Origin of the sequence: uncultured Pseudomonas sp. (assembly GCF_943846705.1) — a bacterium.
Taxonomy (GTDB): Bacteria; Pseudomonadota; Gammaproteobacteria; order Pseudomonadales; family Pseudomonadaceae; genus Aquipseudomonas.
The window spans coordinates 2,462,002-2,488,805 of the sequence record NZ_OX044366.1; the positions used below are offsets into that span (position 1 = coordinate 2,462,002).

Sequence of the window (26,804 nt, forward strand, 5' to 3'; positions counted from 1 at the left end):
CGTGGGGGTTCGATGATAGGCGAGTATCTGTTTTCGGTTGAGGCAAAGCATGAGTTTGTAAACCTTCCGCACTTTGGGCCGTTCCTCACGGCTACCGCTGCCGGCCAGGCTGTTGATTCGTTAATGGCCAGATTTGATGGGCTTAGCATCCGCATGCACGTGCTGCCGAGTAACCAGTCCGATGAGCTAGAAGCCAAAGAGCAAGAATGCATTTATCAGCTTGAGTGCGCATGCTCAGGGCAGTCGGGCCTGTCAGTTGTTGAGCCCCTTGTCCGCGCTGTCGTTTTGCCCGGTCCAGAAGAGGCGCTACAGATAGCCAGTGATCATGGGTTCAAGGCATGCGAGATAGGATATCTAAAAGCTGATGAAGGCTTTTTGTTGCTCCGCGTTCATATCGTCACGTCTGACCTTCAGAAAGCGATAACCGCAACTCGTTGGCGGCGCCGTGAGCTGGCGGACAGACCAGAAAGCCCCAAGGTTGTAATAATGACAATGCCAATTCCGATGCTTACGGAAAGCTGATTTTTACCCTGAAATAGCCCGCCGCTGAGCGGGCTTTTTTACGCCTGGAGTTCCCCAATGCCCGTACCCCTCATGCTCGGCGGTGTGCCGATTGTGCTGCATGCTGGCGCCCCGGATTTGACCGTGCAGCCCATCGGCGGATCGTCGCAGGACCGTATGAGTGACGGCGCTCTGGCCAAGCAAACCCACTGGGAAAAGGCGGGCGGCACCATCAGTGCTCAGGGCTGGATGCCGCCAGGCCTTGATGGCCTGGATTACACCGGCCCGCTTGAGCTGCGCAGCACCCAAGCCAGCAACATGCAGCAGGCCGGCCTGGTATTCACCCTCACCACCACGCCGCGTCCAGACGACGCGCCGTGGGCGTTTGCCTTGGTCGGTGAGCAGTGGGTGGATGCTGCGGTGGTCACCGTTGACGGCGTTGCTACGGTAACCGCCGTGCCGGGCGCGGCGATGTACCAGGTGTGGTGGTGGCCGGTGTATTCAGTGTTTTGCAGCCGGCCGGCTAAGAGCCAAGCCGGTGGCTTTCAGTCGTGGTCCATCAGCTGGGAAGAAGCCTAATGCTTATCGGTTTCAGCCCACTGGGCTCCGCACCCCTGGGCAGTGCCGGCGCAAGCGCTGCGCCTGTACCCGAGCCGGTGTATGTGGTGCGCGGTATCTCCTTTGTGTGGCGCGTGCGCCTGCTGGTGGGCGGTGTCGACCTGACCCAGCTGCTCACGGGCCTGATCGATATCGACCGCGAAGAAGGCGCCGCCGGCGTAGCGGGCTTTAGCCTGCTGCTGCCGCCTGGCCCTGTTGTGCCGCCGGACTGGACCGGCAAGCCGGTTGAGCTGGATTACATCAGCCGCAACCGTGAGGGCGTGGTGACCACCGCGCGGCTGTATACCGGTACGCTGGAAATGCCAGCCTGGGACAGCACCACCCGCATTCTGTCGTGTGAGTGCAGTGACCAGCGGCAGGACAGGGTAGAAGCGCTGACGATCGAGCAGATCACTGCGCTGATTCCGGGCACCTGGTCGGCGGATGCCTTTGAGCCGATTGAAGGCCGAAGCCGTTGGGAATATGCCGAGGAACTGCTCAGCACCATCACCGCCTCGCTGGATTGCTCAGCAACCGGCGAGCTGCGCACCACAAGCTGGTACGCCACCGCGCCGGCATTCGTGTTTGGCCCCGGCACCACGCTTTACAAAAGCGTGCAGATTGATCTGCAGCCGCAGGGCGCAAGCACTAACACGGTCGAGATCGAGGCCAGCTACCGCTACTCGCGCCTGTATCAGAACAACACCACGTTCGGCTGGGGCGTTGCGTCAGGCATTGGCAGCTTCTGCACATGGCGGCAGAACAGCCACGAACTGCCCACCACCGATATGATCGAGAGCGCCGTGACAGGCGCAGGCCTCAGCCTTGTTGGCGGCGTGGGCGGCTACAAGCTGCCGGGCAACATGGCAGACCCTTGCGGCGACGGTAACCCGTGGATCAACCCTTACGACAATCTGTGGCTGTCCGCGACAGCTAAAGGGGCTGCGCGCTGGGTGCAAACAATCACCCAGCATTACACGCTCACCCTGACCGCTGGCGGCTCGGCCACTCCAGTGATGGTGCGCGAGTCGAGCAGCTTTGAAGTCGAAGACGGCCGGGTCGATGACTGGGAAAGCGGGAAGCCGACCAGCACAGGCATCCGGCAAGACCTTGGCGACGAAAGCCGCCGCGTCAGCTTCCTCAGCTGCCTGCTCAATCGAGGCAAGGCCACACTGGTGGACGCGCATCGTGGCACCACTATCAGCTGGCAGACGCCGACCGACATGGCCTTGGCCGTTGACCTCAGGCACACCCTGCGCTTGGACGACACCGCCAAGGCCACCGGCAAGTGCCGGCGCATACAGCACAATATCGACCTCGGCTCAGGCCGGGCCATTACCACCTTGAGCGTTGCGGTGATGCGCGGCGGCGGCGTGAATGACCCGCTCGTCGTGCCAGCCGCTCCAGACACATCGCTGCCAGATATCCCGTCGCAGGGTGGCGGCCTGGTCACGCAGTTGGGCGGCCGTTTGGTTGACCCGGTGACCGGCTACCCCATTTCGCCGTATGACGAGGCGCGCCTTGGGTTCTCCGGCAACTGGGATGCCAAGGATGACTTGACCGCCGAGGACTTCCCGCGCCGTTTTGCGGTGAGCAGCGTGGAGATTGATGCGGTGTACCGCGACGAGCTGCAGCGCGCCGTGAGTGCGACTTACCGGGTGGCCATCCCTAACGATCAGCTGGAGCTTTGATATGACCAACGACCAAAAGCGCCGAGCAAGCGGCCAGGCTATGCAGGACAGTCGCCGTGCTGGCGGCAAGGCCATGATCGAGCGCCGCACCGGCAAGAGCCAGGTCGATGAAATCAATGCGGTAGTTGTGCCGCCCCGCTCCCGCCAAACCCTGAAGACCGTGAACCCGCGTGGCGCTCTGCCAGCGCAAACAGGCACAGGCCATTACCAGGCGCCGCCGGCAACTGGGGGCGGCGCCATTGCCAGCCCGCTTGCTGCCCAGTCGCGCACGTTCAGCGCTGAGCCGGTGTATGTGGAAACCTTCGACGGGGCCGGCCTGTTCCGCGTCAAGGCGGTGGACACTCTGACCCTGCTCGACGCTGATAACCGCGAAGTGCTGATCACCGGCCTTGCCTTTGAACCCCCAGTGACGCCAACCCCATGACCGAGCCGCAAGCCAACATGCCGCTGGGGCAGATTATTGAGGCTATCGACCCGTACCCATTCCACGGCCTGGTCTACAGCCTGCCAGGCGAAACCGGCATTGAGCGCATCGATCCCCGCGACGGCCGCCCGGCATTCATCCGCCCGCCATCGCCTGGCTGGAATAGCGATATGCCGTGGCACCCGTACTGGCCAAGGCTAGACGCTTCGCTGTGGGATATTGGCCGCGCTGACCCGCCGGTAACGCCGGCCATTGCCGCCTCTGGTGCCAAGGCTGCCGGCAAGCGCTTGGTTGATCGTCGCGGCGTAGGCCCGGCACGCATTGGCGATAAGACCTATCAGGTGCAGATTGATATAGACGGGGTGGGGGAGCCAAACCCCCTTGAGCCGGATACGCACCTACAGCTGAGCGTTCGGGTGCGCTGGCCTGATACGGATTCGCAGATATTCGCCACGCTCAGCCATGCTGACCTTGGTGTGGACTTCGACACGCTCTACTCGCAAAGCGGCCAAACCGTCAGCCAAGACCGTGGCAAGTATGAGCTTGATCCGTTTGAGCAGGCGCGCTCGACTGACGGCACGCGCCGCGTGTATTCCGTGTATCTGCGGGAGTTGCGGTCGGGGCCGTCGAGCAGCAACCTGCAATCTGACTCAACGCCGATCAGCTTCTTTGAGGTGATCCTATCCGAAGGGCCGGCCGGTGAAGTGGTTGCAACCTGGCAGCTGCTGAAGAGCCAGGCCCAATGCCTGGGCAGCTTTAACGAGACAGTGACCAACGACCTCAAGCAGCGGGTGATTGTATCGACCGGCCCCTGCAGCTTTGTTTACGCGATGGAGTCACTGCCCGAAAACGAGCCGAACGAATCCATCGCGGGCGGTACGACCACGCGGCGCCTCACCCATAGCGGCGTGCTGCTGGCGGCTGAGTATGTAGATGGACAGATTGTCTACACCGAGGCGGACATACTACGCACCGCTGAAAGCTCTAGGGAGCAAGACGGCGGCGGCCACAGCGGCACGCTTGAAGGCGACACCTGCGTTTATCCGACCATTTACATCAGCGACCACACCAACACGGTGCGCACCAAGGAGACGCAGCGCATCACCCTGCGCATGGGCGCGCACAGCATCACCCAAGACTATGAGTTCGACGGCTGGTCAACGATTCTGACGCAGTTCCAGGGCGACAACGCCGACCCGAAGTACATCCAGACGGTCACCGGCAGCACGACGATTACTACCGCAGGCAGGTCGTGGACCAGCGGGCCGGGAACGCAGGTGTTCACCAAGGCTTACGCCGCACAGACGCCCGGAGCCACTCTGGTCGGCGCTCGACACCTGTTCGGCTATCAGCTGTGCGCATACCCCGGCCCCTCAAATTCCGGCATTGCCATTCGTGAGCCGCTGTCCAGCACGCCTGACGTGTATGTGTCGCCGCTGCTTACGCCGCGCGGCACGGTTGGCGCGCTGGCGACTGAATCCCCTGGGCGGCTGCAAATGGATGGCCGGCCGTTTTACACCGCATCAGCCTACAACCCGATGACCGGCGAAGGCGCTCGCGGCGTGGATATGCCCGGCAAGCAACTGATCGGCTACCTATAGGAATGACCATGAACTATGTGAACAACTGGCTGCGGCCGATCACCCTCGGCGCTGCAGATACTTCGGCCGCCTTGGATTTACCCGATGGCAGCTACCGCCTGTGCATCAGTGATGCCTCGGGCGCTCTATTTGAAGTGGTGGATGCGGTGGCTGTGAGCGGCACTGCCACACTGACGCGAGGGCTGGAAGGCACAACCGCGCAAGAGTGGCCAGCAGGCAGCTCGATCTATTGCTCGGTCACGGCCGGGATGCTGGCGGGCTTTGGCGGCTCAGAGCCGCTGCGGGGCAACGGCAGCCCTGCCGGGGTTGTCTTGGCTCCAGCAGGTGCGCACTACATTGATGATGAATACTTTGAGTTGTGGTTTTGCGTAGACAGCGGGGTTTATGAAGGGGTTGAGTTTAGCGACTGGCACAAGGTCCAGTTCGCGGCGGGGGCCCCGCTTATATCTATAGGCCTCGGATTTAATGGCGGCGCGGCGGTCCCTGTCACCGAGGGCATTATGGCGGCCGGGGGCGTAGCCGAGTTCGGCCTGGGCGTTGGCACCATCCACACTAATGCCACGCTTACGACTGTAGGATCGTCGCGCAAACTCCCGGCCAGCGCCAGCCCTTATTACTACAAAGTCTGGGGCGACGATGACGGGTCGATGTTCTTTATGACCACCCCGCTGACGGTCTCCGAGCCGCCCGCCCCGTAACGCACACAGACCCAGCCCGCCACCGCGCGGGCTTTTTTACGCCTGGAGAATTTATGCAGCCTGCTCGCCTAGACCTGCGCATCAATCAGGGGGCCACCCTGCGCAAGCCGCTGCTGCTGATGCAGCCGGCGTACCAGTACAAGCCCATCACCGCTATCCAGCAAAGCGCGCCGCTGCTGCTCACTGTTCCTGCCCATGGCCTAGTGGGTAGCTGGCCGATCTGGATCGAAGGCGTGACCGGATGGGGTGACTTGGGGCGCGACAAAGCCCGAGAGCCTTTCCGCTTGGCCAAGGTCATCGATGCAAACACCCTGGAGCTCAATAACATCAGCGGCATTGGGCGCACCGCCAGCGGCGGCCTAATTGTGTACCAGCCCCCGGTTGATCTGACCGGCTTTTCAGCTCGGATGATGATCCGCGACACGGCAGGAGCCTTGCTGCTTGAGCTGTCCATGGACAATGGACGGCTAGTCGCAGGCGATGGCCGCATCGTTATCACCCTGACCGCCGCAGAAACCGCCGCGATTACATGGACCAAAGGCCGCTATGACCTTGAGCTGACCATGAGCAATGGCGACGTAACGCGCTGGGCTGAAGGTGAGGTAGTGGTCAGCCAGGAGGTGACGCATGAGTGACTGCCCGCGCGTACTGGTCACGGCTGAGGCGTTCGCCCTAGTTGTCGAGCCTGAGCATGCGCCGGCCGTGTTGGTAGCTGCTGGCGAGCAGGGTCCGGCTGGGCCGCAAGGTACTCCCGGCGCGCCTGGTGGTGGCTCTGGCGTCACCTATCTGCAGGACTACCCGCCACCCGCGCCGCTGGAAAATGAAACTTGGTACAACCCCCTGACCTTGCAACTGCAGGTCTACACCGCTGCCGGCTGGCAGCCTGTTTCGCCTGATGGCGGTTTCTTCTGAGGTAATACACATGGCTGACGTAATCCGCATCAAGCGCTCAAGCGCAACATCTGCCCCGGCTTCACTGGCTGCTGGCGAACTGGCCTACTCCGAGGTCAGTGGGTATCTGTACTACGGCCGTATCAGCGACGGCGCGCCCATCATCATCGGCGGCAAGGCGCTCAAGGATAAGCTCGACGGCCTGTCGTCTGCCGATCTGTCCGACTTCACGGCCGCTGTGGGCACCGTTGTAGCGGCTACCAGCATCAACGCGCTGAGCGATGTAGACACCACTGGCGCATCGAACGGCCAAGTTCTTGTCTACCGCAGCGGCACCTTCGTGATGGAAGCCATGGGCGGCAGCGGTGCGACTACTTTCGTCGCGCTCACTGATACGCCGGCAAGCTTTACCGGTGCGGCTGGCCGCTTTGTAAAAGTAAACGCGGGCGGCACAGCGCTTGAGTTCGTGGATGGTATCGACGGCGGCACGTACTGAGGTGATGTATGGCTGACATTATCAAGCATAAGCGCTCAGCAACCGCCGCCGCTGTGCCCGCTGCTGGCCAGTTGTCGCTAGGTGAGCTGGCCATCAATACCGCCGATGGCAAAGTTTACCTCAAGAAGTCAGACGGCTCGGTTGTCTTGCTGGGGGCTGACAAGGAGGGCGCGATTGCAGCCGGCACAACCGCCCAATACTGGCGCGGCGATAAGACTTGGCAGGACTTGCCCACCGCTGTTCGTGCCGCCTTACTGACCGGCCTGTCTACCGCCTCAAGCGCAGACGTGGCCGCAACGGATACGGTGCTGGCTGCGATTGGCAAGCTGCAAGCAACCGCCAGCCGTCTTCAGCTTGAGAAGGTAGCGCGCTCAGGGTTCGTTGGCACTGTGTCCCAGCTTGCCGGCGTGCCGACTGGGGCGATTATCGAGCGGGGCAGTAACGCTAATGGGTCTTACGTGCGGTATGCGGACGGGACACAAATTTGCGCTGCACTTACGCCGAGCATGTCCGCGTCAACGACCGGGGTGAGAACCGAGACGTTCCCGGCAGTATTTATCGCGACACCCTTTGTAGTGGTTACCCCCACCGGGGTGGCGCGGGCGGCTGCGAGCGAAGCTAATGACGTGCTTTATGATGCAACGACTACCACATGCGTAATTGCCAGCGGGCGCGGTGTTTCTACGCCTTTTACGTATATGGCGTTCGGGAGGTGGTTCTAATGATTATTAAACTAAGCCCATTACGTCTGGACGAAGCACTAGAAGCCTCCGTTGCCGGTGATGTGATCACCCTTAACGGTCAAGCCTTCGACTTTACCCAGCTACCAGAGGGCGCAACCCTTCCCGCTGACGCTATCGACTCGGGGCATTTTGGTGGGCCTGTTGAGCGTATTAGCGGGGAGCTGCATTTGACCCTACGCCTGCCTCACGGGCCTAACCCTTCGCGGGCGGTGGCGTTTCCTGAGCCAGCCCATGTAACGCAAGACGGGCCGGTTAAATTGCCGACTGATGAGGTGCCAGTATGATTGATTGGAGCCAAGTAAAGACCGCAGAGGGCAAGCAGGCCGAGGCGGCAGTAGCGGCAAGGGGTGCATTCAAAGCCGCCCGCGCAGAGGCAGTTGCAGCTATCAAAGTCACTAGTTCTCTAGGTCGCACATTCGACGGCGGTGAAAAAGATACTGACCGCATGCTCAAACCCATCGCCGTGCTGCAAGTTAAACCAGAAGGGACGACGCAGCCATGGGCGCTTGCTGATAACACTGTTGCCTTAGTGGCGCTGCCTGAGTTTCTTGAGGTGCTGGAGCTGGCAGGGCTGGAGCAAACACGTCTTTGGTTCCAGGCCGATGACCCGGCTTGACCTCTACACGCCAAGCTATGGTCGTCGCGTGTACTGGCTTGGCGTATTGATTGCCCTCGACCAACTGGCCAACACCCTGTTAGCTGGCTACACCGACGAAACCCTGAGTAGTCGCGCCCACCGCTGCAACGCCAAACGCCGCTGGGCGATTGCTGAGAAGCTGATCGATACCCTGTTCTGGTTCGACCGCCAAGGCGATCTGCGCCACTGCGAACTGGCCTACCTAGGCGAGCTAGCCCGCGAGCACTTCCCCCAAGCTTAGCCGTCAATAGAAATTTAATCGCCCGCCAAGTGCGGGCTTTTTTATGCCTGGAGAAAAGTATGCCCTATCGACTTAGCCGCAGAAGCCTTGAGCGTCTGCAGCGCGTGCACCCTGACCTAGTGCGGGTTGTCATGCGCGCGATTGAGATCACCGAAGTGGACTTCGGCATCACCGAAGGCGTGCGAACTATCGAGAAGCAGCGCGAATACTTCGCCAAGGGCGCAAGCAAGACGATGAACAGCCGTCACCTTACCGGGCACGCCGTTGACTTGGTTGCGTATATCGGTGCTGAGGTGCGCTGGGACTGGCCGCTCTATCACAAGCTCGCCGCAGCCATGAAGGCAGCCGCAAAGGAGCTGGACGTTGCCATTGTCTGGGGCGGCGACTGGGTTTCATTCAAGGACGGCCCGCACTTTGAGCTTGATCGCAGGGTTTACCCATGACCTGGCTGAGGCTGGTCCCGGCTTGGGCGTACTGGCTGCTGGCGTTGCTGATTGTGGCTGGTGTGCAGCAGGTGCGGGTTAGTGGCGCGCAAGTGAAGGCGTCCGGCGCTGTCTCTGAGCTGGCCAGCTACCGGGCCGAGGTCAGCGAGCGTGACCGGCTTGCAACACTGGCCGCCCTTCAAGAAACCAAACGCCGCATGACGGTGAGCGAAGAGGTGCAGAAAGATGCCGAACAACAGATTGAAACTGCGCTGGCTGATGCTGCTCGGGCTGGCACTGCTCTTGAGCGGTTGCAGCAACGTCTCGACCTTGCCGAACGTCGCAGCCGAGCAGCAGGCAATACCATCACTGCCCAGCTCAGCCAGGCAGCAGAAGCCGAAGCCAGAGTGCGTACCGAGCTGCTCGGCCGGCTTGGAGCGTTGGCTCAACTCTATGCTGCAGAAGCCGACGACCGAGGAATAAGAGGGCGCGCGTGTGAGCGTCAGTATGAATCGTTAAGTGGTGGGTGAGCTTGACCAGAACGGTCGGTGATTGCGGTTAAATCCTCCCCAAAACACAACCGTAAGTGTTTGATTTTATTGGGGCGGGAATTCGTGCAAAGCGCCCCATGGCGGGGCGCTTTTTATTGCGCAAGCCATTGATACAAAAGGGCTTTACCGCTTTTGCTTATGCATCCCAGGCTTTGATGCCAAACAGGGTTTTGCTCATGCGTCGAGGCCCTTCACAAAATCACGGATACGCTCAGCGGCGGCCACGCATTCGGCCAATGGGGCGACCAGTGCCATGCGCACGCGATTGGCGCCTGGATTATGCCCATTGACGCTGCGCGACAGGTAGGAACCGGGCACTACGGTGACATGTTCGCGGGCAAACAGCTCGCGGGTAAATGTTTCATCGTCTATCGGCGTTCTCGCCCACAGGTAGAACCCGCCGTCCGGGCGTTGTACATCGAGTACGTCGTGAAGAATTGCCAGCACCGCGTCAAATTTTTCGCGGTACAGCTCGCGGTTAGCCCGGACGTGCTCTTCATCGCTCCAGGCGGCCGCGCTGGCCAGCTGGGTTTGCACCGGCATGGCGCAGCCGTGATAGGTACGGTACAGCAGGAAAGATTTCAGAATGGCGGCGTCGCCGGCGACAAAACCCGAACGCAGGCCTGGCAGATTGGAGCGCTTGGACAGACTGTGAAACACCACGCAGCGCGCAAAGTCATGCCGGCCCAGTTCGGCGCAGGCCGTGAGCAAGCCGGCTGGCGGATTGCTTTCGTCGAAGTACAGCTCGCTGTAGCACTCGTCGGCGGCGATCACGAAGTCGAATTTGTCGGCCAGGGCGATCAATTTTTTCAGCGTTTGCAGCGGGATCAGCGCGCCGGTCGGGTTGCCGGGCGAGCAGAGAAAGAGAATCTGGCAGCGCTGCCAGACGTCATCGCTGACCGCCTCGAAATCCGGGTTGAAGCCATGTTCTTCCAGGCACGGCAGGTAGTACGGCTGTGCGCCGGCAAGCAGGGCTGCACCTTCATAGATCTGATAGAACGGGTTGGGGCTGACCACCAAACATTCGACATCACGCTGTACCACGGTTTGGGTAAAGGCAAACAGCGCCTCGCGGGTGCCGTTGACCGGCAGCACATGGCGCGCCGGGTCGAGCATCCCGACCGGTAGGTTGAAGCGGCGGCTGCACCAGGCGGCAATGGCTTCGCGCAGCGCCGGGATGCCCAGGGTGGTTGGGTACACCGCGAGCTGATCGAGATTGGCACTGAGGGCGGCGGCGACAAAGTCCGGCGAGCGGTGCTTGGGCTCGCCAATCGACAGGGCAATCGGCTTTTTGCCGGCCGGCGCTGTGGTGCTGCCGAGCAGGGCGCGCAACTTCTCAAAAGGGTAGGGCTGTAAATGGGCGAGGGCGTGGTTCATGACAGATCGCTACTGGAATACTTAAAAGGTCGCGACACTAGCACGTTAAGACGCATTTAGAGAATTCTGTGGGGTTGATTTACGGCTTAATCCTCCGCCGCCATGGCGGCGCTGCGGCCTCAGCCTGAACCAACAGATGACGCGGCAGCTTGCCGTGGCTCATGCGGGCGTGTAGTCGCTGTTTTTTTCAGTGAACGCCCTGAGCTTTGGGCCGACAGTCGGTTACCGGACAAAGAGCCGGGCGGCGATTGTGGGTCAGCTAAACGAGAGTATTAATGCGCAACCTAAAATTCAGTCACAAGATCATGCTGGCTGCGTCGTTGGTGGTGATTGCGGCCTTCGCCTCATTCGCCTTGTACAACGACTATATGCAACGCAACGCCATTCGTGAAAACCTCGAAAACTACCTGCGCGACATGGGCAATGTCTCGGCGGGCAATATTCAGCACTGGCTCAATGGTCGCGTTCTGCTGCTCGACTCGCTTGGCGAAACGGTGGAGGACAGCAGTGATGCCGCCGCGCTGAGCAGAAGTCTTGAACACCGCAGTATTGCCTCGTCCTTTTTATACGCCTACCTGGGTGAAACGGACGGCACCTATACCCAGTCGCCGTCCAGTGACTTGCCGGCTGGTTATGACCCACGTCAGCGGCCCTGGTACAAAATGGCCCAGACTGGTTCTGGCGTCGGCCTGACCGCACCTTATCTGGCGGCTGACCCGCGCGATGGCTTGTTGATCACCATTACCCGTGCGGTGCGTCGTAATGGCGCGTTGGTCGGGGTGGTGGGCGGCGACCTGAAACTGGAAACCATCGACAACATCCTCAGTTCGCTGGACCTTGGGGGCTTGGGTTATGCCTTCCTGGTCGACGACAAAGGCACTGTGCTGGTTCATTCGAACCGCGAGCAGGTGCTCAAGGGCCTGGGTGAACTGTTCCCTGGTAGCCAGCCGACGCTGAGCAATACCCTGCAGGATGTGCAAGCGGCCGATGGCTCCGCGCGGATAGTCACCTTTATTCCCGTACAAGACCTGCAGGGCGTGCGTTGGTATGTCGGCCTGTCAGTCGACAAGAGCAAGGCCTATGCCGCGCTGCAGAAGTTCCGCCTGTCGGCGTTGATGGTGATGGTGATTGGTGTCGCGGCGATTTTGTTGCTGCTCGGGCTGCTGATTCGCTTTCTGTTGCAGCCGCTGCATGTGATGAGCCGCGCCATGGGCGATATCGCTCAAGGTGAGGGGGATTTGACCCGGCGTTTGCAGGTGGGTTCGCAGGATGAGTTTGGTGAGCTGGCAGTGGCATTCAACCGCTTTGTTGAGCGGATTCACGAGTCGATCCGTGAAGTGGCGTCCACCACCAGCGCTGTGCATGAACGCGTGCGCACCGTGGTGGCGGCATCCAATGCCTCGATGAATAACTCCAGCGAACAGGCGGCGCGCACCGACAGCGTGGCGGCGGCCATTAACGAGCTGGGCGCTGCTGCGCAGGAGATCGCGCGTAACGCCGCCGATGCCTCCAGTCAGGCCAGTGACGCCCGCCAAGGTGCCGAGAACGGTCAGCAAATGGTCGAAAAAACCCTAGGCGCGATGAGTGATTTGTCGAGCAAGATCGAGGTGGCTGGCTCGCACATCGAAACCCTGAGCCAGAAGAGCAACGACATCGGCCAGATTCTTGATGTGATCAAGGGCATCTCCGAGCAAACCAATTTGTTGGCCCTTAACGCGGCCATTGAGGCTGCGCGTGCCGGCGAGGCAGGGCGCGGTTTTGCCGTGGTGGCGGACGAGGTGCGTAACCTGGCGCAGCGTACCCAGAGTTCGGCGCAGGAAATTCAGCAGATGATTGAGCAGCTACAGACGGGCGCTCAGGACGCGGTGAACACCATGCTGGAAAGCCGCCGCTTCAGTGATGACAGCGTGCGTATCGGCAAGCAAGCCGGGGACAACCTGCAAAGCGTGACACTGCGCATTGCCGAGATTGATGGCATGAACCAGTCGGTGGCCACCGCGACCGAGGAGCAAACCTCGGTGGTCGAAAACCTCAACATGGATATCACCGAGATCAACGTGCTGAACCAGGATGGTGTGCGTAACTTGGAAGCCAGTTTGCGGGCCTGTACTGAGCTCGATCAGCAGGCCGGGCGACTCAAACAGTTGGTGGACAGCTTCCGCATCTAAGTCGTGGGGCGCCTGAGGCGGGGTGTTCCCGGTCTCAGGCGTGCGGTGGATTAAATGATGTGCCGTGACGGCTGGTTTTCGCTGGGGTTGGGCGCCGATAGCTTGCGCACGATGGTGGCCTGCAGGTTGGCGCACAGTTCGGGGTCGGAGAGCGGCTGATTGTTGGCGTCGGTGATAAAGAACACGTCTTCTACCCGCTCGCCCAATGTGGCGATCTTGGCGTTCTGCAGCGACAGGTCGAAATCCAGGAAGATGCGCCCGATACGCGCCAGCAGGCCGGGGCGGTCCGGGGCAATCACTTCGAGTACGGTCACCGGGCGGTTGGCGTCGTTGTGGATGGTCACCTGCGGGGCAAAGGCAAAGTGCTTGAGCTGGCGCGGCACCCGGCGCTGAATGATGCTGGGGTAGTCGTCCGGGTTTTTCAGGGCGTCGATCAGGCCCTGGCGGATTTCGCTGATGCGCGCCGGGTTGTTGCCAATCGAGCCGCCTTCACTTTCCAGCACGATGTAAGTGTCGAGGGTGAACTGGCTGGTGGAGGTGAGAATCCGTGCGTCATGGATGTTCAGGTTGAGCTGGGCCATGGCCGCCACGGTCACGGCAAAGAAATCATGCTGGTCTTCGGCATAAATGAAGATTTGTGTGCCGCCTTCAAACTCACGCTGGGTGGTTTCCTTGATCAGTACCAGCGGGTTGCCGTCATTGGGGTGGCTAATGATTGCCAGCGTATGCCAGGCCACATCTTCGGCCGTATGGCGCAGGAAGTAGTCATCGCCCAATTGCGCCCAGAGTTGCTCGGCAATGTCGGCGTCGGTGTCGCCGCGCACCAGAATGTCCAGTGCGGCGCGTTGCGTCAGGCGAATTTGCTCTTCACGATCCAGTGGGTTTTCCAGGCCGCGGTTCAGCGCACGCTTGGTCTCGGTGTACAGCTGGCGCAGCAAGCTGGCGCGCCAGGAGTTCCACAGGCTCGGGTTGGTGGCGTTGATATCGGCCACGGTCAGCACGTAGAGGTAATCCAGGCGCGTCTGGTCGCCGACCAGGTGGGCGAAGTCGGAGATCACCTGCGGGTCGGAAAGGTCTTTGCGCTGCGCGGTGGTGGACATGGTCAGGTGGCTTTGCACCAGCCAGGCAATCAGCTTGGCGTCCCATTTAGGCAGTTGGTGGCGTTCGCAGAACGCCGCCGCGTCTACCGCGCCCAGCTCAGAGTGATCACCGCCGCGACCTTTGCCGATGTCGTGGTAAATCCCGGCTAGGTAGATCAGCTCCGGTTTGGGCAGCTTGTCGACCAGTTCGCTGGCCAGGGGGAATTTTTCGGCGACGCCGGGTTTGGTCAGCTTGCGCAGGTGTTTGATCACGTTGAGCGTGTGCGCGTCGACCGTGTAGATGTGGAACAGGTCGTGTTGCATCTGCCCGACAATCAGGCCGAACTCCGGCAGGTACAGGCCGAGAATGCCGTAGCGATTCATCCGCCGCAGGTTGCGGTGGATACCTTCCTTGCACTTGAATAGCTCGATAAACAGGCTGGTGTTGCGGATGTCGTTACGGAAGTCATCGTCGATCAGGTAGCGGTGGTCGCGTAGCAGGCGGATAGTGTCGGCGCAGACCCCTTCAATCTCCGGGTTCTGTGCCATGACCACGAAGATTTCCATGATGGCGAACGGCGTGCGTTTGAATACGCCCGGATGCACGGCTTCGATGTAGCCGTTGCGCACTTGAAAGCGGCTGTTGAGGGCCTTGGTCGGGCCGATTTCCCCAGCGCGCAGGATCTGTTCGTCAAAGTGCTGGATGATCAGGTCGCTAAGCTCGGCAATCGCCATCACCACGCGGTAGTACTTCTGCATAAAGCGCTCGATGGTGCGCTTGTTGTCCTGCTCCTTAAAGCCCAGCAGCTCGGCCACTTTGACCTGATGATCGAACAGCAGGCGGTCTTCGGCGCGGCCGGCGAGCATGTGCAGGGCGTAACGGACTTTCCAGAGAAATTCCTTGCTGGACGCCAGTAGCGCGTATTCGCTTTCCAGCAAAAAGCCCTGGCCGACCATGGCATGCAGGTTGAGCATGCCGAAATGCCGGCGCGCCATCCAGAGAATGGTCTGGATGTCGCGCAGGCCGCCTGGCGAGCCTTTGACGTTGGGCTCCAGGTTGTATTCGGTGTTGTTGTATTTGCTGTGGCGGGCGCGTTGCTCGGCCTGTTTTGCGACAAAGAAATCGGTGCTGGCCCACATGTGTGCCGTGCTGGTGACACTTTGCATGCGCTGGCGCAAGCGTTCCGGACCGGCAATGGTGCGGCTTTCGATCAGGTTGGTGATCACTGTCAGGTCGGCGCGGGCTTCTTCGGCGCACTCGTCGACGCTGCGTACGCTTTGACCAACTTCCAGGCCGATGTCCCAGAGCAGGGTAAGGAAGCTCTCGATGGGTTCGCGGAAGGTTTCGTGGTCGGCGTTATCCAGCAGGATCAGCAGGTCAATGTCGGAGAACGGGTGCAGCTCGCCACGGCCGTAGCCGCCTACGGCCAGCAGGGCGATGTCGGCGTCATCGCTCCAGGGTAGGCGCAGCCATGCCTCACGCAGGATCTGATCGACAAACCAGGCGCGGTCTTCGATCAGGCGGCGTACGTCGCGGCCGCACTTGAAGCGCCCGTCGAGCACTTCGCGGGCGTGGCGGATGGCCTTCTTGAATGCCGCAATGGGGCTGGCCTTGAGGGCCAGCTCGGCCTGGAACTGGCCGCGATCGAACAGTTCGGGATCTACCTGCGGCATTGCGGCCTTCCTTTTATCGATAAAGCAAACTCGTGAGGGTTCAGGCTGAAGTGCGGGCGATGGTTTCATCGCTGCGCAGGGTGAAAATCTCGTAGCCGGTAGCTGTCACCAGAAGGGTGTGCTCCCACTGTGCGGAAAGCTTGCGGTCCTTGGTGATCGCGGTCCAGCCGTCGCCCAGGGTGCGGGTTTCCGCGCGGCCTTGGTTGATCATCGGCTCGATGGTGAAGGTCATGCCTTCTACCAGCTCCATGCCGGTGCCGGCGCGGCCGTAGTGCAGCACTTGTGGCTCTTCGTGGAACACCGCGCCAATGCCGTGGCCGCAGAACTCACGTACTACCGAGAAGCCATTCTTCTCAGCATGCTTCTGGATGACTTCACCGATGTCGCCCAGGCGGGTGCCCGGCTTGACCAGCTCGATGCCTTTATACAGGCACTCTTGGGTGACCGTAGCCAAGCGCTCGGCCCACTCAGGCACTTTGCCAACCATGAACATTTTGCTGGTATCGCCGTGGTAGCCGTCCTTGATTACGGTGATATCGATGTTGATCACATCACCGTCTTTCAGTGGCTTGTCATTGGGGATGCCGTGGCAAACCACATGGTTGACCGAGGTGCAGATCGACTTGGGGAAGCCTTTATAATTGAGAGGGGCAGGGATGGCCTGCTGCACGTTGACAATATAGTCATGGCAGATGCGGTCGAGCGCTTCGGTGGTGATGCCGGGCTTGACGTGCTCGCCAATCATTTCCAACACTTCGGCAGCCAGGCGGCCGGCTACGCGCATTTTTTCGATTTCGTCGGGGGTTTTGATGGTGACGGTCATATGCGGTTCTCGGACGCGAACAGAAAGGGCGACATATTAGCAGTTACCAGGCGCAAGCTATAAGGACGAAAAAGCGTGCCAGTCGGGTGGATGGTATATGTTGTTGTTCGTAGGTGGCTTGCGCCTGATTTCTATGGTATAAAACGCGCCGCTTTGCGGGCTGCGTGCCCGGAAGCTTAAACCCACACACGTATCGACACGGTTTCCTGGGTGCTTTGCGACAAGTTCGCGAGGTTGGAGATCGGGATACGTGGAGGCCTAACCCGACTTATCAAGGAACTATCATGTCCCAAGTCAATATGCGCGATATGCTGAAGGCCGGTGTGCACTTCGGCCACCAGACCCGTTACTGGAACCCGAAAATGGGCAAGTACATTTTCGGCGCGCGCAACAAGATCCACATCATCAACCTTGAAAAAACCCTGCCAATGTTCAACGACGCACTGTCGTTCGTTGAGAAGCTGGCTTCGGGCAAAAACAAGATTCTGTTCGTCGGCACCAAGCGTTCCGCTGGCAAGATCGTTGCTGAAGAAGCAGCACGTTGCGGCTCGCCGTACGTCGATCATCGCTGGTTGGGCGGCATGCTGACCAACTACAAAACCATCCGTGCCTCGATCAAGCGTCTGCGTGATCTGGAAGTTCAGTCCCAGGACGGTACTTTCACCAAGCTGACCAAGAAAGAAGCCCTGATGCGTACTCGTGATCTGGAAAAACTGGATCGCAGCCTGGGTGGTATCAAGGACATGGGCGGTCTGCCAGACGCTCTGTTCGTGATCGACGTTGACCACGAGCGCATTGCTATCACTGAAGCCAACAAGCTGGGCATCCCAGTTATCGGCATCGTCGATACCAACAGCAGCCCGGAAGGCGTTGACTACATTATTCCAGGTAACGATGACGCCATTCGCGCCATCCAGCTGTACATGGGCGCCATGGCTGATGCCGTGATTCGTGCTCGCAACAACGCTAATGGCGGCACCGACGAGTTCGTCGAGCAAGCCCCGGCTGCAGTTGTTGAAGGCTAAGTAGAGCGCGTCTAGCGTTTGCTTAGTTCGCAAAAAGGGGGCTTGGCCCCCTTTTTGCCACCTTTAAAACCATCGCCGACACGCACTTGCAATTGTTTCTGGTCATTGTCGGCAATGCGTTACGAATTGAGCGCCCGTTTTGTATTGGCGGGTGGAATGGTTAACAACCTATCCAGAGGATTTTGAAATGGCAGAGATTACTGCAGCGTTGGTAAAAGAACTGCGTGAGCGTACTGGCGAAGGCATGATGGACTGCAAGAAGGCCTTGACCAAGGCTGGCGGCGACATCGAAAAAGCCATCGACGACATGCGTGCTTCCGGCGCGATCAAGGCTGCCAAAAAAGCGGGCAACGTAGCTGCTGAAGGCGCTATCAGTGTCAAAGTCGCTGAAGACGGCAAGTCGGCCGTGATCCTTGAAGTCAACTCGCAAACTGACTTCCTGGCTCTGCAGGACGACTTCAAGAACTTCGTGAACAGCAGCATCGAAAAGGCATTTGCCGAGAAGCTGACTGACGCCGCGCCACTGATCGCTTCCCAGGAATCGGCGCGCGAAGCGCTGGTGGCCAAAGTTGGCGAAAACGTCAATATTCGTCGTCTGGCGCGTGTTGAAGGCGACGTGGTCAATGCTTACCTGCACGGCAACAAGATCGGCGTTGTGGTTGTCCTCAAGGGTGGCGACGCTGAATTGGCTAAAGACATTGCCATGCACGTAGCGGCCAGCAATCCTGAGTTCCTGCTGCCTACAGAAGTTTCTGCTGAAGCCATTGAGCGCGAGAAAGCCGTGTTCATTAGCCTCAACGAAGACAAGATGAAGGGCAAACCGGCTGAAATCGTCGAGAAGATGGTTGGCGGTCGTATCCAGAAGTTCCTCGCTGAAGCCAGTCTGGTTGAGCAAGCCTTCGTTAAAGATCCGGAAATCAAGGTCGGTGCTCTGGCCAAGAAAGCCGGCGCTGAAATCGTTTCCTTCACCCGCTTCCAGGTAGGTGAAGGCATCGAGAAGCCGGTCGACAACTTCGCTGAAGAAGTTGCTGCCCAGCTGGCTGCCAGCAAGCAGTAAGACGGTTAATCGCTGTCGCCCCGAAGAGGCTGCCCGCTCACGCGCGCGGCCTCTTTGTCAAATTAAGGGCGCAGTGTTGCAATGCAGTGTTTGGGCGTTGGCACCAATCACTGAGGGCGCTGTCGAAGCGCTCAATCAAGGTGAACCCAAGGTTCGCATAGAATTCAAACGCCGCAGGAGAGACTCGCAATGGCTCAGCAGATGAGTGGTCGTCAACCGCGCTACAAGCGCATTCTGCTCAAACTTAGCGGCGAGGCCCTGATGGGGGCGGAAGACTTCGGTATTGACCCCAAGGTGCTTGACCGCATGGCGCTGGAAGTCGGCCAGTTGGTCGGTATCGGCGTGCAGGTTGGCCTGGTAATCGGTGGCGGCAATTTGTTTCGTGGCGCAGCTCTGAGCGCCGCTGGCATGGACCGAGTAACCGGCGACCATATGGGCATGCTCGCCACGGTGATGAACGCCCTGGCCATGCGCGATGCGCTGGAGCGCTCGAATATCCCGGCCATCGTGATGTCGGCGATTTCCATGGTCGGCGTGACTGACCATTACGATCGGCGCAAAGCATTGCGTCATCTGAAAACCGGTGAGGTGGTGATCTTCGCTGCTGGCACTGGTAATCCGTTTTTCACCACTGACTCGGCTGCTTGCCTGCGAGCCATCGAAATCGATGCCGACGTGGTGCTCAAGGCGACCAAGGTGGATGGTGTGTACACTGCCGATCCATTCAAAGACCCGCATGCCGAGAAGTTCGATCGCCTGACCTATGATGAGGTGCTCGATCGCAAGCTGGGTGTAATGGATCTGACCGCTATTTGTCTGTGCCGCGACCATGCTATGCCGCTGCGCGTTTTCAATATGAACAAGCCCGGCGCCCTGCTCAACGTAGTAGTAGGTGGTGCTGAAGGCACTCTGATTGAGGAAGATAAACATGATTAATGAGATCAAGAAAGACGCTCAGGTGCGTATGCAAAAGAGCCTGGAGTCGCTGCTGCATGCCTTTAGCCGTATTCGTACCGGCCAGGCGCACCCGAGCATCCTTGGCGGCGTGATGGTGCCTTACTACGGCGCTGACACCCCGCTGAATCAGGTTGCCAACGTGACGGTTAAAGACTCGCGCACCCTGCAGGTTGTGGCCTTCGAGCGCAACATGCTGGCCGCAGTGGATAAGGCGATCCAAAGCTCCGGTCTGGGCTTCAATCCGACCAACCTGGGCGAATTGCTGCTGATTTCCATGCCGGCGCTGACCGAAGAAACCCGCAAGGGCTTCACCAAGCAGGCCCGCGATGCGGCCGAAGATGGCCGTGTGGCCGTGCGCAATATCCGTCGTGATGCCTTGAGCCAGTTGAAAGACCTGGTCAAGGAGAAGGAAATCAGCGAGGACGACGAGCGCCGTGCCGCCGATGACGTGCAGAAGTTGACGGACAAGTTCGTGGCCGAGATCGAAGTAGCGGTTAAGCAGAAAGAAGCGGATCTGATGGCCGTTTAACGGTCAGGATTTCGTCATGATCAAAAGCCAAGACAGTAGTCCGTCCGCTGTGCCGCGGCATGTGGCGATCATCATGGACGGTAATAATCGCTGGGCGAAGAAGCGTCTGCTGCCTGGCGTGGCCGGCCATAAAGCCGGTGTCGATGCTGTGCGCGCGGTGATCGAGGTGTGCGCTGAGGCGGGGGTCGAGGTGTTGACCCTCTTCGCTTTTTCCAGTGAAAACTGGCAGCGCCCGGCTGAGGAGGTCAGTGCGCTGATGGAGTTGTTCCTCGCCGCGTTGCGCCGCGAGGCGAAGAAGCTTAATGCCAATGACATCAGCTTGCGGATTATTGGTGATCGCTCGCGCTTTCACCCTGAACTGCAGGCGGCAATGCGTGAAGCTGAGGCGCAAACGGCCGGCGACAAGCGATTTGTCCTGCAAGTGGCCGCCAATTATGGTGGTCAGTGGGATATTGCCCAGGCCGCTCAGCGCTTGGCGCGTGAGGTTCAGGGTGGTCATTTGCGCGCCGAGGACATCACTCCGCAGTTGTTGCAAAGCTGTCTGGTGACCGGCGATTTGCCGCTGCCGGATCTGTGCATTCGCACCGGTGGCGAGCACCGCATCAGTAACTTCCTGCTTTGGCAGCTGGCGTATACCGAGCTGTATTTCTCCGACCTGTACTGGCCGGATTTCAAACACGACGCCATGCGCAAAGCCTTGGCCGATTTTGCTAGCCGCCAGCGTCGCTTTGGGAAAACCAGCGATCAGGTGGCTGCTGAGACCCGCAGCTGATGCTCAAACAACGAATTATCACGGCGCTGGTGCTGTTGCCGTTCGCTCTGGGTGGTTTCTTTCTGCTTGATGGCGGGCTGTTTGCGCTGTTTATCGGCGCAGTGGTCAGCTTGGGCGCTTGGGAATGGGCGCGCTTGGCCGGCTTGACTGCGCAGGTGCAGCGTGTTGCTTTCGCGTCGCTGGTTGCCGTGCTGCTATTGGGCTTGTACCTGTTGCCCGTTTTGGCGCCATGGGTGTTGTTGTCTGGGGTTATCTGGTGGGCGCTGGCAACCGTTCTGGTGCTGGGCTATCCGGCCAGTAGCCGTTGCTGGTCTGGTCTGCCGGCTAAGTTGCTGATTGGTCTGCTGATTCTGCTGCCGGCTTGGCAGGGGTTGGTGTTGTTCAAGCAATGGCCTGAGGCGAACTGGCTGATTCTGGCGGTGATGGTGCTGGTGTGGGGTGCAGATATCGGCGCTTACTTCAGTGGCCGGCGTTTCGGTAAGCGCAAGCTGGCCCCGCAGGTCAGTCCCGGTAAAAGCTGGGAAGGCGTGTTTGGTGGCTTGCTCGCGACACTGCTGATCTGCGTGGGTGTGGCGGTTTACCGGGACTGGTCGTTCGCCAGCCTGCTGCTGGGCTTGGCGGGTACCGCTGTGGTGGTGCTGATCTCGGTGGTCGGCGATCTGACTGAAAGCATGTTTAAACGCCAATCCGGGATCAAGGACAGCAGCAATCTGCTGCCTGGACATGGTGGTGTGCTGGATCGTATCGACAGTCTAACGGCTGCGATCCCGGTGTTTGCCGCCTTGCTATGGCTGGCTGGTTGGGGCGCGCTGTGAGTCACCCGCAGCAGGTTACGGTGCTGGGTGCGACGGGTTCGATCGGCCTGAGCACCCTTGATGTGATTGCTCGTCACCCTGAGCGTTATCAAGTGTTTGCGCTGTCTGGCTTCAGTCGTCTGGCTGAGCTCGAGGCGTTGTGCGTGCTTTATCGGCCGCGCTTTGTTGTGGTGCCGGAAGCCTCCGCTGCTGCTGGCTTGCAAGGCAATCTGCGTGCGGCCGGGCTGCCTACTGAGGTGCTGTATGGTCAGCAAGGCTTGTGTCAGGTAGCGGCGCATCCTGAGGTCGATACGGTGATGGCGGCTATCGTTGGGGCGGCAGGCTTGCCGCCGACCCTGGCGGCAGTCGAGGCTGGCAAGAAAGTCCTGCTGGCCAATAAAGAAGCCCTGGTGATGTCGGGCGCACTGTTTATGCAGGCGGTCAAGCGCAGCGGTGCGGTGTTGCTGCCGATCGACAGTGAGCACAATGCGATTTTCCAGTGCCTGCCGGGTGACTACGCGCGCGGGCTGCAGTCGGTTGGCGTGCGCCGTATTCTATTGACCGCTTCAGGCGGGCCATTCCGTGAAATGCCGCTGGAGCAGCTGCATGCCGTCACGCCTGAGCAGGCCTGCGCGCACCCTAACTGGTCGATGGGTCGCAAAATTTCGGTCGACTCGGCAAGCATGATGAACAAAGGTCTGGAGCTGATCGAGGCCTGTTGGTTGTTTGATACGACGCCTGCGCAGATTGAAGTGGTGGTGCATCCGCAGAGCGTGATCCACTCTCTGGTGGATTACGTTGACGGCTCGGTGTTGGCCCAATTGGGCAATCCGGACATGCGCACGCCAATCACTCATGCCTTGGCTTGGCCGGAGCGTATTGATTCAGGTGTCGCGCCGCTGGATCTATTCGCCATCGCCCGGCTGGACTTCCAGGCGCCGGATGAGCAGCGCTTTCCCTGTTTGCGTTTGGCGCGTGAAGCGGCACAAGCCGGAGGGACTGCGCCGGCCATGCTGAATGCGGCGAACGAAGTGGCGGTGACCGCTTTCCTTGAACGGCGCATCCGCTTTCCGGAGATCGCGCGTATGATCGAAGACGTCCTGCACGCTGAGCCCGCCCTGGCGGTTGAGAGTCTGGATGCTGTGCTGGCTGCTGATAGTCGGGCACGTAATCTGGCTGAGCAATGGCTGAGTCTGCGCTAATCGCTGACGCGGAGAAGTTTGATGAGTGCGCTTTATATGTTGGTCGGCACCCTGGTTGCTCTCGGTGTGCTGGTAACTATTCATGAATATGGCCATTTCTGGGTTGCCCGCCGTTGTGGTGTAAAGGTGCTGCGGTTTTCTGTCGGCTTTGGCAGCCCTTTGCTGCGCTGGCATGACCGCCAGGGCACCGAGTTTGTTGTGGCTGCCATCCCGCTGGGCGGCTACGTGAAAATGCTTGATGAGCGCGAAGGCGATGTGCCGCCGGAGTTGCTTGATCAGTCGTTCAACCGTAAGTCGGTACGGCAGCGTATTGCCATCGTGGCGGCCGGCCCTGTAGCCAATTTTGTGCTTGCGTTGCTGTTCTTCTGGGTCGTGGCGATGCTCGGTAGCCAGCAGGTGCGCCCGGTTATCGGTGCGGTCGAGGCGGGTAGCCTGGCTGATGTCGCTGGATTGCAGGCTGGGCAGGAAATCGTTGCGATTGATGGTCAGGCAACCCTCGGTTGGGCGGCAGTCAATCTACAGCTGGTGGGTCGCCTGGGTGAAAGTGGTCGTCTGGATTTGGCCGTGCGTGAGCAAGACTCTTCGGTCGACAGCCCTCGGCAGATCGTGCTGGATAACTGGTTGCGCGGCACCGATGAGCCCGACCCCATCGCTTCACTAGGTATTCGTCCGTGGCGTCCGGTGCTGCAGCCCGTGCTGGCACAGCTTGACCCCGAAGGGCCTGCATTCGCGGCGGGTTTGCAGGTGGGTGATCGACTGCTTGCGTTTGAAGGCCAGCGGTTAGCTGATTGGCAGCAACTGGTTGATCAAGTTCGTGGCTTGCCGGGCAAGAAAGTTACCCTGCTGGTTGAGCGCGAAGGTCAGCAGCTGGATGTGCCTTTGACCCTGGCTGCGCGCGGTGAGGGTGGGGCGTCGACGGGTTATCTGGGCGCCGGCGTGGCCGGCGGAGAGTGGCCCGCCGACATGCTGCGCGAAGTGAGTTACGGCCCGTTAGAGGCCGTTGTTGAAGGGGCCAAAAACACCTGGGCAATGAGCGTTCTGACCCTTAATTCGCTGAAGAAAATGCTCTTTGGTGAGCTCTCGGTAAAAAACTTGAGCGGGCCGATAACCATTGCTAAAGTGGCGGGCGCTTCTGCTGAGTCGGGTTTGAGTGATTTTCTTAAATTCCTCGCCTACCTGAGCATTAGCCTGGGGGTTCTTAATTTGCTGCCTATCCCCGTGCTGGATGGGGGGCATCTGCTGTTTTATCTGGTCGAGTGGGTGCGTGGTCGTCCACTGTCGGAACGGGTGCAGGGTTGGGGGATGCAGATCGGCATCAGTCTAATAATTGGGGTTATGTTGCTGGCCCTGATAAATGACCTGGGTCGCCTGTAGTCGCTGCTGAATTACGCTCTTCGTATGTACAAAAAGTGTCGCCTTAAGCGGCAGATTTTTTATTGTCAGTTGAAATAAGAAAGGACTTCATGAAACGTCTGCTGCTACCTGCGGTGCTTGCCGCACTGATGATCACCGAAGTTCACGCCGAGTCCTTCACCATCTCCGATATTCGGGTCACCGGTCTGCAGCGCGTTTCGGCTGGCAGCGTATTCGGTGCCTTGCCTCTCAATGTGGGTGCGCAAGCGGATGATCGCGCATTGGTCGAGGCCACTCGCGAACTGTTCAAGACCGGTTTCTTCCAGGATATCCAGCTCGGTCGCGATGGCGACGTACTGGTTATTACCGTTGTTGAGCGGCCGTCGATTTCCGGCATCGAAATCGAAGGTAACAAGGCTATCAGCAGTGAAGACTTGCTCAAGGGCTTGAATCAGTCTGGTCTGGCCGAAGGCGAGATTTTCCAGCGCGCCACTCTGGAAGGTGTGCGTAACGAACTGCAGCGTCAGTACGTGGCGCAGGGCCGTTACTCCGCCGAAATCGAAGCCGAAGTGATTCCGCAGCCACGCAACCGCGTCGCGCTGAAGATCAATATTAACGAAGGTTCTATTGCGGCGATTCAGCACATCAACGTGGTGGGTAACTCGGTTTTTTCCGACGAAGACCTGATTGACTTGTTCGAGCTGAAAACCACCAACTGGCTGTCCTTCTTCAAGAATGATGACAAGTACGCCCGTGAGAAGCTCTCCGGTGACTTGGAACGTCTGCGCTCCTATTATCTGGATCGCGGCTATATCAACATGGATATCAGCTCTACGCAGGTGTCCATTACCCCAGACAAGAAGCACGTCTACGTCACCGTCAACGTGGATGAAGGCGAGAAATTCACCGTGCGTGAGGTCAAGCTCAGCGGTGAGTTGAAGGTGCCGGAAGAAGAAGTTCGCGCCTTGCTGCTGGTCCAAGAGGGCCAGGTGTTCTCGCGTAAAGTGATGACCACTACGTCCGAGTTGATCACCCGTCGCCTGGGTAACGAAGGCTATACCTTCGCCAACGTCAATGGCGTACCGGAAGCGCATGATGATGGCACCGTGTCCATCACCTTTGTGGTCGACCCGGGCAAGCGCGCTTATGTAAACCGGATCAACTTCCGTGGTAACACCAAGACAGAAGATGATGTTCTGCGCCGTGAAATGCGCCAGATGGAAGGTGGCTGGGCTTCGACTTACCTGATTGATCAGTCCAAGACCCGTCTGGAGCGGCTGGGCTACTTCAAGGAAGTCAACGTCGAAACCCCGCAAGTGCCGGGCACCGATGATCAGGTTGATGTCAACTACAGCGTTGAAGAACAGGCTTCTGGTTCGATTACCGCCAGCGTCGGTTTTGCCCAGAACGCCGGTTTGATTCTGGGTGGCTCGATTACTCAGAACAACTTCCTCGGTACCGGTAATAAGGTCAGCGTGGGTTTGACCCGCAGCGAATACCAGAGCAGCTACAACTTCGGTTTCGTTGATCCGTACTGGACGCCGGACGGCGTGAGCCTGGGCTACAACGCCTTCTTCCGTGAAACCGATTACGATGAGCTGAACACCGATGTGTCCAGCTACTCGGTGGACAGCTACGGCGCGGGCGTCAGCATTGGATATCCAATCAGCGATACTTCGCGTCTGACCTATGGCCTGACCATCCAGAACGACAGCATCGGCACTGGTGTGTATACCGTTGATGAGATCTTCGACTTTATTGAAGCCGAAGGTGACAGCTACCTGAACCTTAAAGCCTCGGTCGGTTGGTCTGAGTCGACCCTTAACCGTGGCGTGCTGGCTAACCGTGGTCACTCACAAAGTCTGGTATTTGAGTCAACGGTGCCGGGCAGTGACTTGTCGTTCTTCAAGGTGGATTACCGTGGCCAGGTTTTCAAGCCGCTGACAGATACCTACACCCTACGCTTGCACAGCCAGTTGGGTTATGGCGAAAGCTATGGTTCTACCAGCGAGTTGCCGTTTTATGAGAACTACTACGCCGGTGGTTTCAACTCGGTGCGTGGCTTTAAGGACAGCAGTCTGGGGCCGCGTAGCACGCCGAGCAAAGGCACCAACCCAGGTACGTCGTTCGACCCGGATCAAGATCCTCTACCATTCGGCGGCAACGTGCTGATTCAAGGTGGTGCCGAGCTGCTGTTCCCTATGCCGTTCGTCAAAGACCAGCGCTCCCTGCGTACCGCACTGTTCTGGGATGTGGGTAATGTCTTCGACACCAATTGCGGAAGTTCCCAGGCCGATTGCAGCAGCATCGATGCCGGCAATTTGGCCAGCTCGGTGGGTGTTGGCCTGACGTGGATCACCGCTCTTGGCCCGTTAAGCTTTAGTTTGGCCATGCCAATCATCAAGCCGGATGATGCCGATACACAGATTTTCCAGTTCTCTCTCGGTCAGACGTTCTAAGCGTCGGATTATTGAATATCAACAGTTTTGCAGGAGTTGCAC

General features: G+C 59.3%; 28 protein-coding genes. 25 read left to right on the plus strand and 3 right to left on the minus strand.

The annotated features are described in order from the left end of the window. Positions 1–12: 12 nt before the first annotated feature. The 15 genes from Q0V31_RS11575 to Q0V31_RS11645 are packed head-to-tail and all read left to right on the plus strand — an operon-like array spanning position 13 to position 9,472. Complete coding sequence (locus Q0V31_RS11575; protein ID WP_298187830.1) at positions 13–522, plus strand: hypothetical protein; 510 nt, start codon at positions 13–15, stop codon at positions 520–522. Positions 523–579: 57 nt separating this feature from the next. Further along, positions 580–1,080 (plus strand): hypothetical protein, encoded by a 501-nt coding sequence (locus tag Q0V31_RS11580; RefSeq protein WP_298187831.1) that lies wholly within the window; start codon positions 580–582, stop codon positions 1,078–1,080. After that, positions 1,080–2,789 carry a hypothetical protein gene (locus Q0V31_RS11585; protein ID WP_298187832.1) on the plus strand — a complete coding sequence of 570 codons (1,710 nt, stop codon included), beginning with the start codon at positions 1,080–1,082 and terminating at the stop codon, positions 2,787–2,789. Before Q0V31_RS11580 ends, Q0V31_RS11585 begins: the two co-directional genes overlap by 1 nt. Position 2,790: 1 nt before the next feature. Further along, positions 2,791–3,213 carry a hypothetical protein gene (locus tag Q0V31_RS11590; RefSeq protein ID WP_298187833.1) on the plus strand — a complete coding sequence of 141 codons (423 nt, stop codon included), beginning with the start codon at positions 2,791–2,793 and terminating at the stop codon, positions 3,211–3,213. Next, a complete protein-coding gene (locus Q0V31_RS11595; RefSeq protein ID WP_298187834.1) occupies positions 3,210–4,814 on the plus strand; it encodes a hypothetical protein in 1,605 nt (534 codons plus the stop codon). Before Q0V31_RS11590 ends, Q0V31_RS11595 begins: the two co-directional genes overlap by 4 nt. 8 nt (positions 4,815–4,822) lie before the next feature. Continuing rightward, positions 4,823–5,512 carry a hypothetical protein gene (locus Q0V31_RS11600; protein WP_298187836.1) on the plus strand — a complete coding sequence of 230 codons (690 nt, stop codon included), beginning with the start codon at positions 4,823–4,825 and terminating at the stop codon, positions 5,510–5,512. A gap of 53 nt (positions 5,513–5,565) precedes the next feature. After that, entirely contained in the window at positions 5,566–6,147 is a 582-nt protein-coding gene (locus tag Q0V31_RS11605; RefSeq protein ID WP_298187838.1) for a hypothetical protein, read from the plus strand. Continuing rightward, on the plus strand, positions 6,140–6,424 hold the full coding sequence (locus Q0V31_RS11610; protein ID WP_298187839.1) for a hypothetical protein: 285 nt from the start codon (positions 6,140–6,142) through the stop codon (positions 6,422–6,424). The genes Q0V31_RS11605 and Q0V31_RS11610 overlap by 8 nt, the downstream gene beginning before the upstream one ends. 10 nt (positions 6,425–6,434) lie before the next feature. Beyond that, entirely contained in the window at positions 6,435–6,899 is a 465-nt protein-coding gene (locus Q0V31_RS11615) for a hypothetical protein (RefSeq protein WP_298187840.1), read from the plus strand. An 8-nt stretch (positions 6,900–6,907) separates the two neighbouring features. Then, positions 6,908–7,621: a hypothetical protein gene (locus Q0V31_RS11620; RefSeq protein WP_298187841.1), complete on the plus strand. Its 714-nt coding sequence runs from the start codon at positions 6,908–6,910 to the stop codon at positions 7,619–7,621. Beyond that, positions 7,621–7,926 carry a hypothetical protein gene (locus Q0V31_RS11625; RefSeq protein WP_298187842.1) on the plus strand — a complete coding sequence of 102 codons (306 nt, stop codon included), beginning with the start codon at positions 7,621–7,623 and terminating at the stop codon, positions 7,924–7,926. Before Q0V31_RS11620 ends, Q0V31_RS11625 begins: the two co-directional genes overlap by 1 nt. Continuing rightward, positions 7,923–8,258, plus strand: a complete 336-nt coding sequence (locus tag Q0V31_RS11630) for a hypothetical protein (protein ID WP_298187843.1) — start codon at positions 7,923–7,925, stop codon at positions 8,256–8,258. The genes Q0V31_RS11625 and Q0V31_RS11630 overlap by 4 nt, the downstream gene beginning before the upstream one ends. Continuing rightward, entirely contained in the window at positions 8,245–8,520 is a 276-nt protein-coding gene (locus tag Q0V31_RS11635) for a hypothetical protein (protein ID WP_298187844.1), read from the plus strand. The genes Q0V31_RS11630 and Q0V31_RS11635 overlap by 14 nt, the downstream gene beginning before the upstream one ends. A 59-nt stretch (positions 8,521–8,579) precedes the next feature. Continuing rightward, complete coding sequence (locus tag Q0V31_RS11640; RefSeq protein ID WP_298187845.1) at positions 8,580–8,963, plus strand: M15 family metallopeptidase; 384 nt, start codon at positions 8,580–8,582, stop codon at positions 8,961–8,963. Further along, positions 8,960–9,472 carry a DUF2514 family protein gene (locus Q0V31_RS11645; RefSeq protein WP_298187846.1) on the plus strand — a complete coding sequence of 171 codons (513 nt, stop codon included), beginning with the start codon at positions 8,960–8,962 and terminating at the stop codon, positions 9,470–9,472. The genes Q0V31_RS11640 and Q0V31_RS11645 overlap by 4 nt, the downstream gene beginning before the upstream one ends. Positions 9,473–9,667: 195 nt before the next feature. Here the strand turns inward: Q0V31_RS11645 and dapC are convergent, their stop codons facing one another. After that, positions 9,668–10,870 carry a succinyldiaminopimelate transaminase gene (gene dapC / locus Q0V31_RS11650; protein WP_298187847.1) on the minus strand — a complete coding sequence of 401 codons (1,203 nt, stop codon included), beginning with the start codon at positions 10,868–10,870 and terminating at the stop codon, positions 9,668–9,670. Positions 10,871–11,145: 275 nt separating this feature from the next. Here dapC and Q0V31_RS11655 point away from each other — a divergent pair, with 275 nt between their 5' ends. After that, a complete protein-coding gene (locus Q0V31_RS11655; RefSeq protein ID WP_298187848.1) occupies positions 11,146–13,038 on the plus strand; it encodes a methyl-accepting chemotaxis protein in 1,893 nt (630 codons plus the stop codon). A 50-nt stretch (positions 13,039–13,088) separates the two neighbouring features. Here the strand turns inward: Q0V31_RS11655 and Q0V31_RS11660 are convergent, their stop codons facing one another. Next, positions 13,089–15,791 carry a [protein-PII] uridylyltransferase gene (locus Q0V31_RS11660; RefSeq protein WP_298187849.1) on the minus strand — a complete coding sequence of 901 codons (2,703 nt, stop codon included), beginning with the start codon at positions 15,789–15,791 and terminating at the stop codon, positions 13,089–13,091. A gap of 40 nt (positions 15,792–15,831) precedes the next feature. After that, positions 15,832–16,614, minus strand: a complete 783-nt coding sequence (gene map, locus Q0V31_RS11665) for a type I methionyl aminopeptidase (RefSeq protein ID WP_298187851.1) — start codon at positions 16,612–16,614, stop codon at positions 15,832–15,834. 284 nt (positions 16,615–16,898) lie between these two features. On the opposite strand from map, the gene rpsB reads away from it, so the two are divergent. The 9 genes from rpsB (at position 16,899) to bamA (ending at position 26,762) form a co-directional block, all read left to right on the plus strand. Continuing rightward, positions 16,899–17,639 carry a 30S ribosomal protein S2 gene (gene rpsB, locus Q0V31_RS11670; protein ID WP_298187852.1) on the plus strand — a complete coding sequence of 247 codons (741 nt, stop codon included), beginning with the start codon at positions 16,899–16,901 and terminating at the stop codon, positions 17,637–17,639. Between the two features lie 187 nt (positions 17,640–17,826). Then, complete coding sequence (gene tsf / locus Q0V31_RS11675; protein ID WP_298187854.1) at positions 17,827–18,696, plus strand: translation elongation factor Ts; 870 nt, start codon at positions 17,827–17,829, stop codon at positions 18,694–18,696. A 189-nt stretch (positions 18,697–18,885) separates the two neighbouring features. After that, complete coding sequence (gene pyrH / locus Q0V31_RS11680; protein WP_298187855.1) at positions 18,886–19,632, plus strand: UMP kinase; 747 nt, start codon at positions 18,886–18,888, stop codon at positions 19,630–19,632. After that, the gene (gene frr, locus Q0V31_RS11685) at positions 19,625–20,182 is read left to right on the plus strand and encodes a ribosome recycling factor (protein WP_298187856.1); all 558 of its coding nucleotides are present in this window, start codon (positions 19,625–19,627) and stop codon (positions 20,180–20,182) included. The genes pyrH and frr overlap by 8 nt, the downstream gene beginning before the upstream one ends. Before the next feature lie 16 nt (positions 20,183–20,198). Further along, a complete protein-coding gene (gene uppS, locus Q0V31_RS11690) occupies positions 20,199–20,954 on the plus strand; it encodes a polyprenyl diphosphate synthase (protein WP_298187858.1) in 756 nt (251 codons plus the stop codon). Continuing rightward, entirely contained in the window at positions 20,954–21,769 is an 816-nt protein-coding gene (locus Q0V31_RS11695) for a phosphatidate cytidylyltransferase (RefSeq protein WP_298187859.1), read from the plus strand. The genes uppS and Q0V31_RS11695 overlap by 1 nt, the downstream gene beginning before the upstream one ends. Then, positions 21,766–22,950, plus strand: coding sequence for a 1-deoxy-D-xylulose-5-phosphate reductoisomerase (gene ispC / locus Q0V31_RS11700; protein WP_298187860.1), 1,185 nt, complete (start codon positions 21,766–21,768; stop codon positions 22,948–22,950). The genes Q0V31_RS11695 and ispC overlap by 4 nt, the downstream gene beginning before the upstream one ends. Positions 22,951–22,971: 21 nt before the next feature. Then, positions 22,972–24,324, plus strand: coding sequence for a sigma E protease regulator RseP (gene rseP / locus Q0V31_RS11705; RefSeq protein ID WP_298187861.1), 1,353 nt, complete (start codon positions 22,972–22,974; stop codon positions 24,322–24,324). An 89-nt stretch (positions 24,325–24,413) separates the two neighbouring features. After that, a complete protein-coding gene (gene bamA / locus Q0V31_RS11710; protein WP_298187862.1) occupies positions 24,414–26,762 on the plus strand; it encodes an outer membrane protein assembly factor BamA in 2,349 nt (782 codons plus the stop codon). The last annotated feature ends 42 nt before the right edge of the window (positions 26,763–26,804 follow it).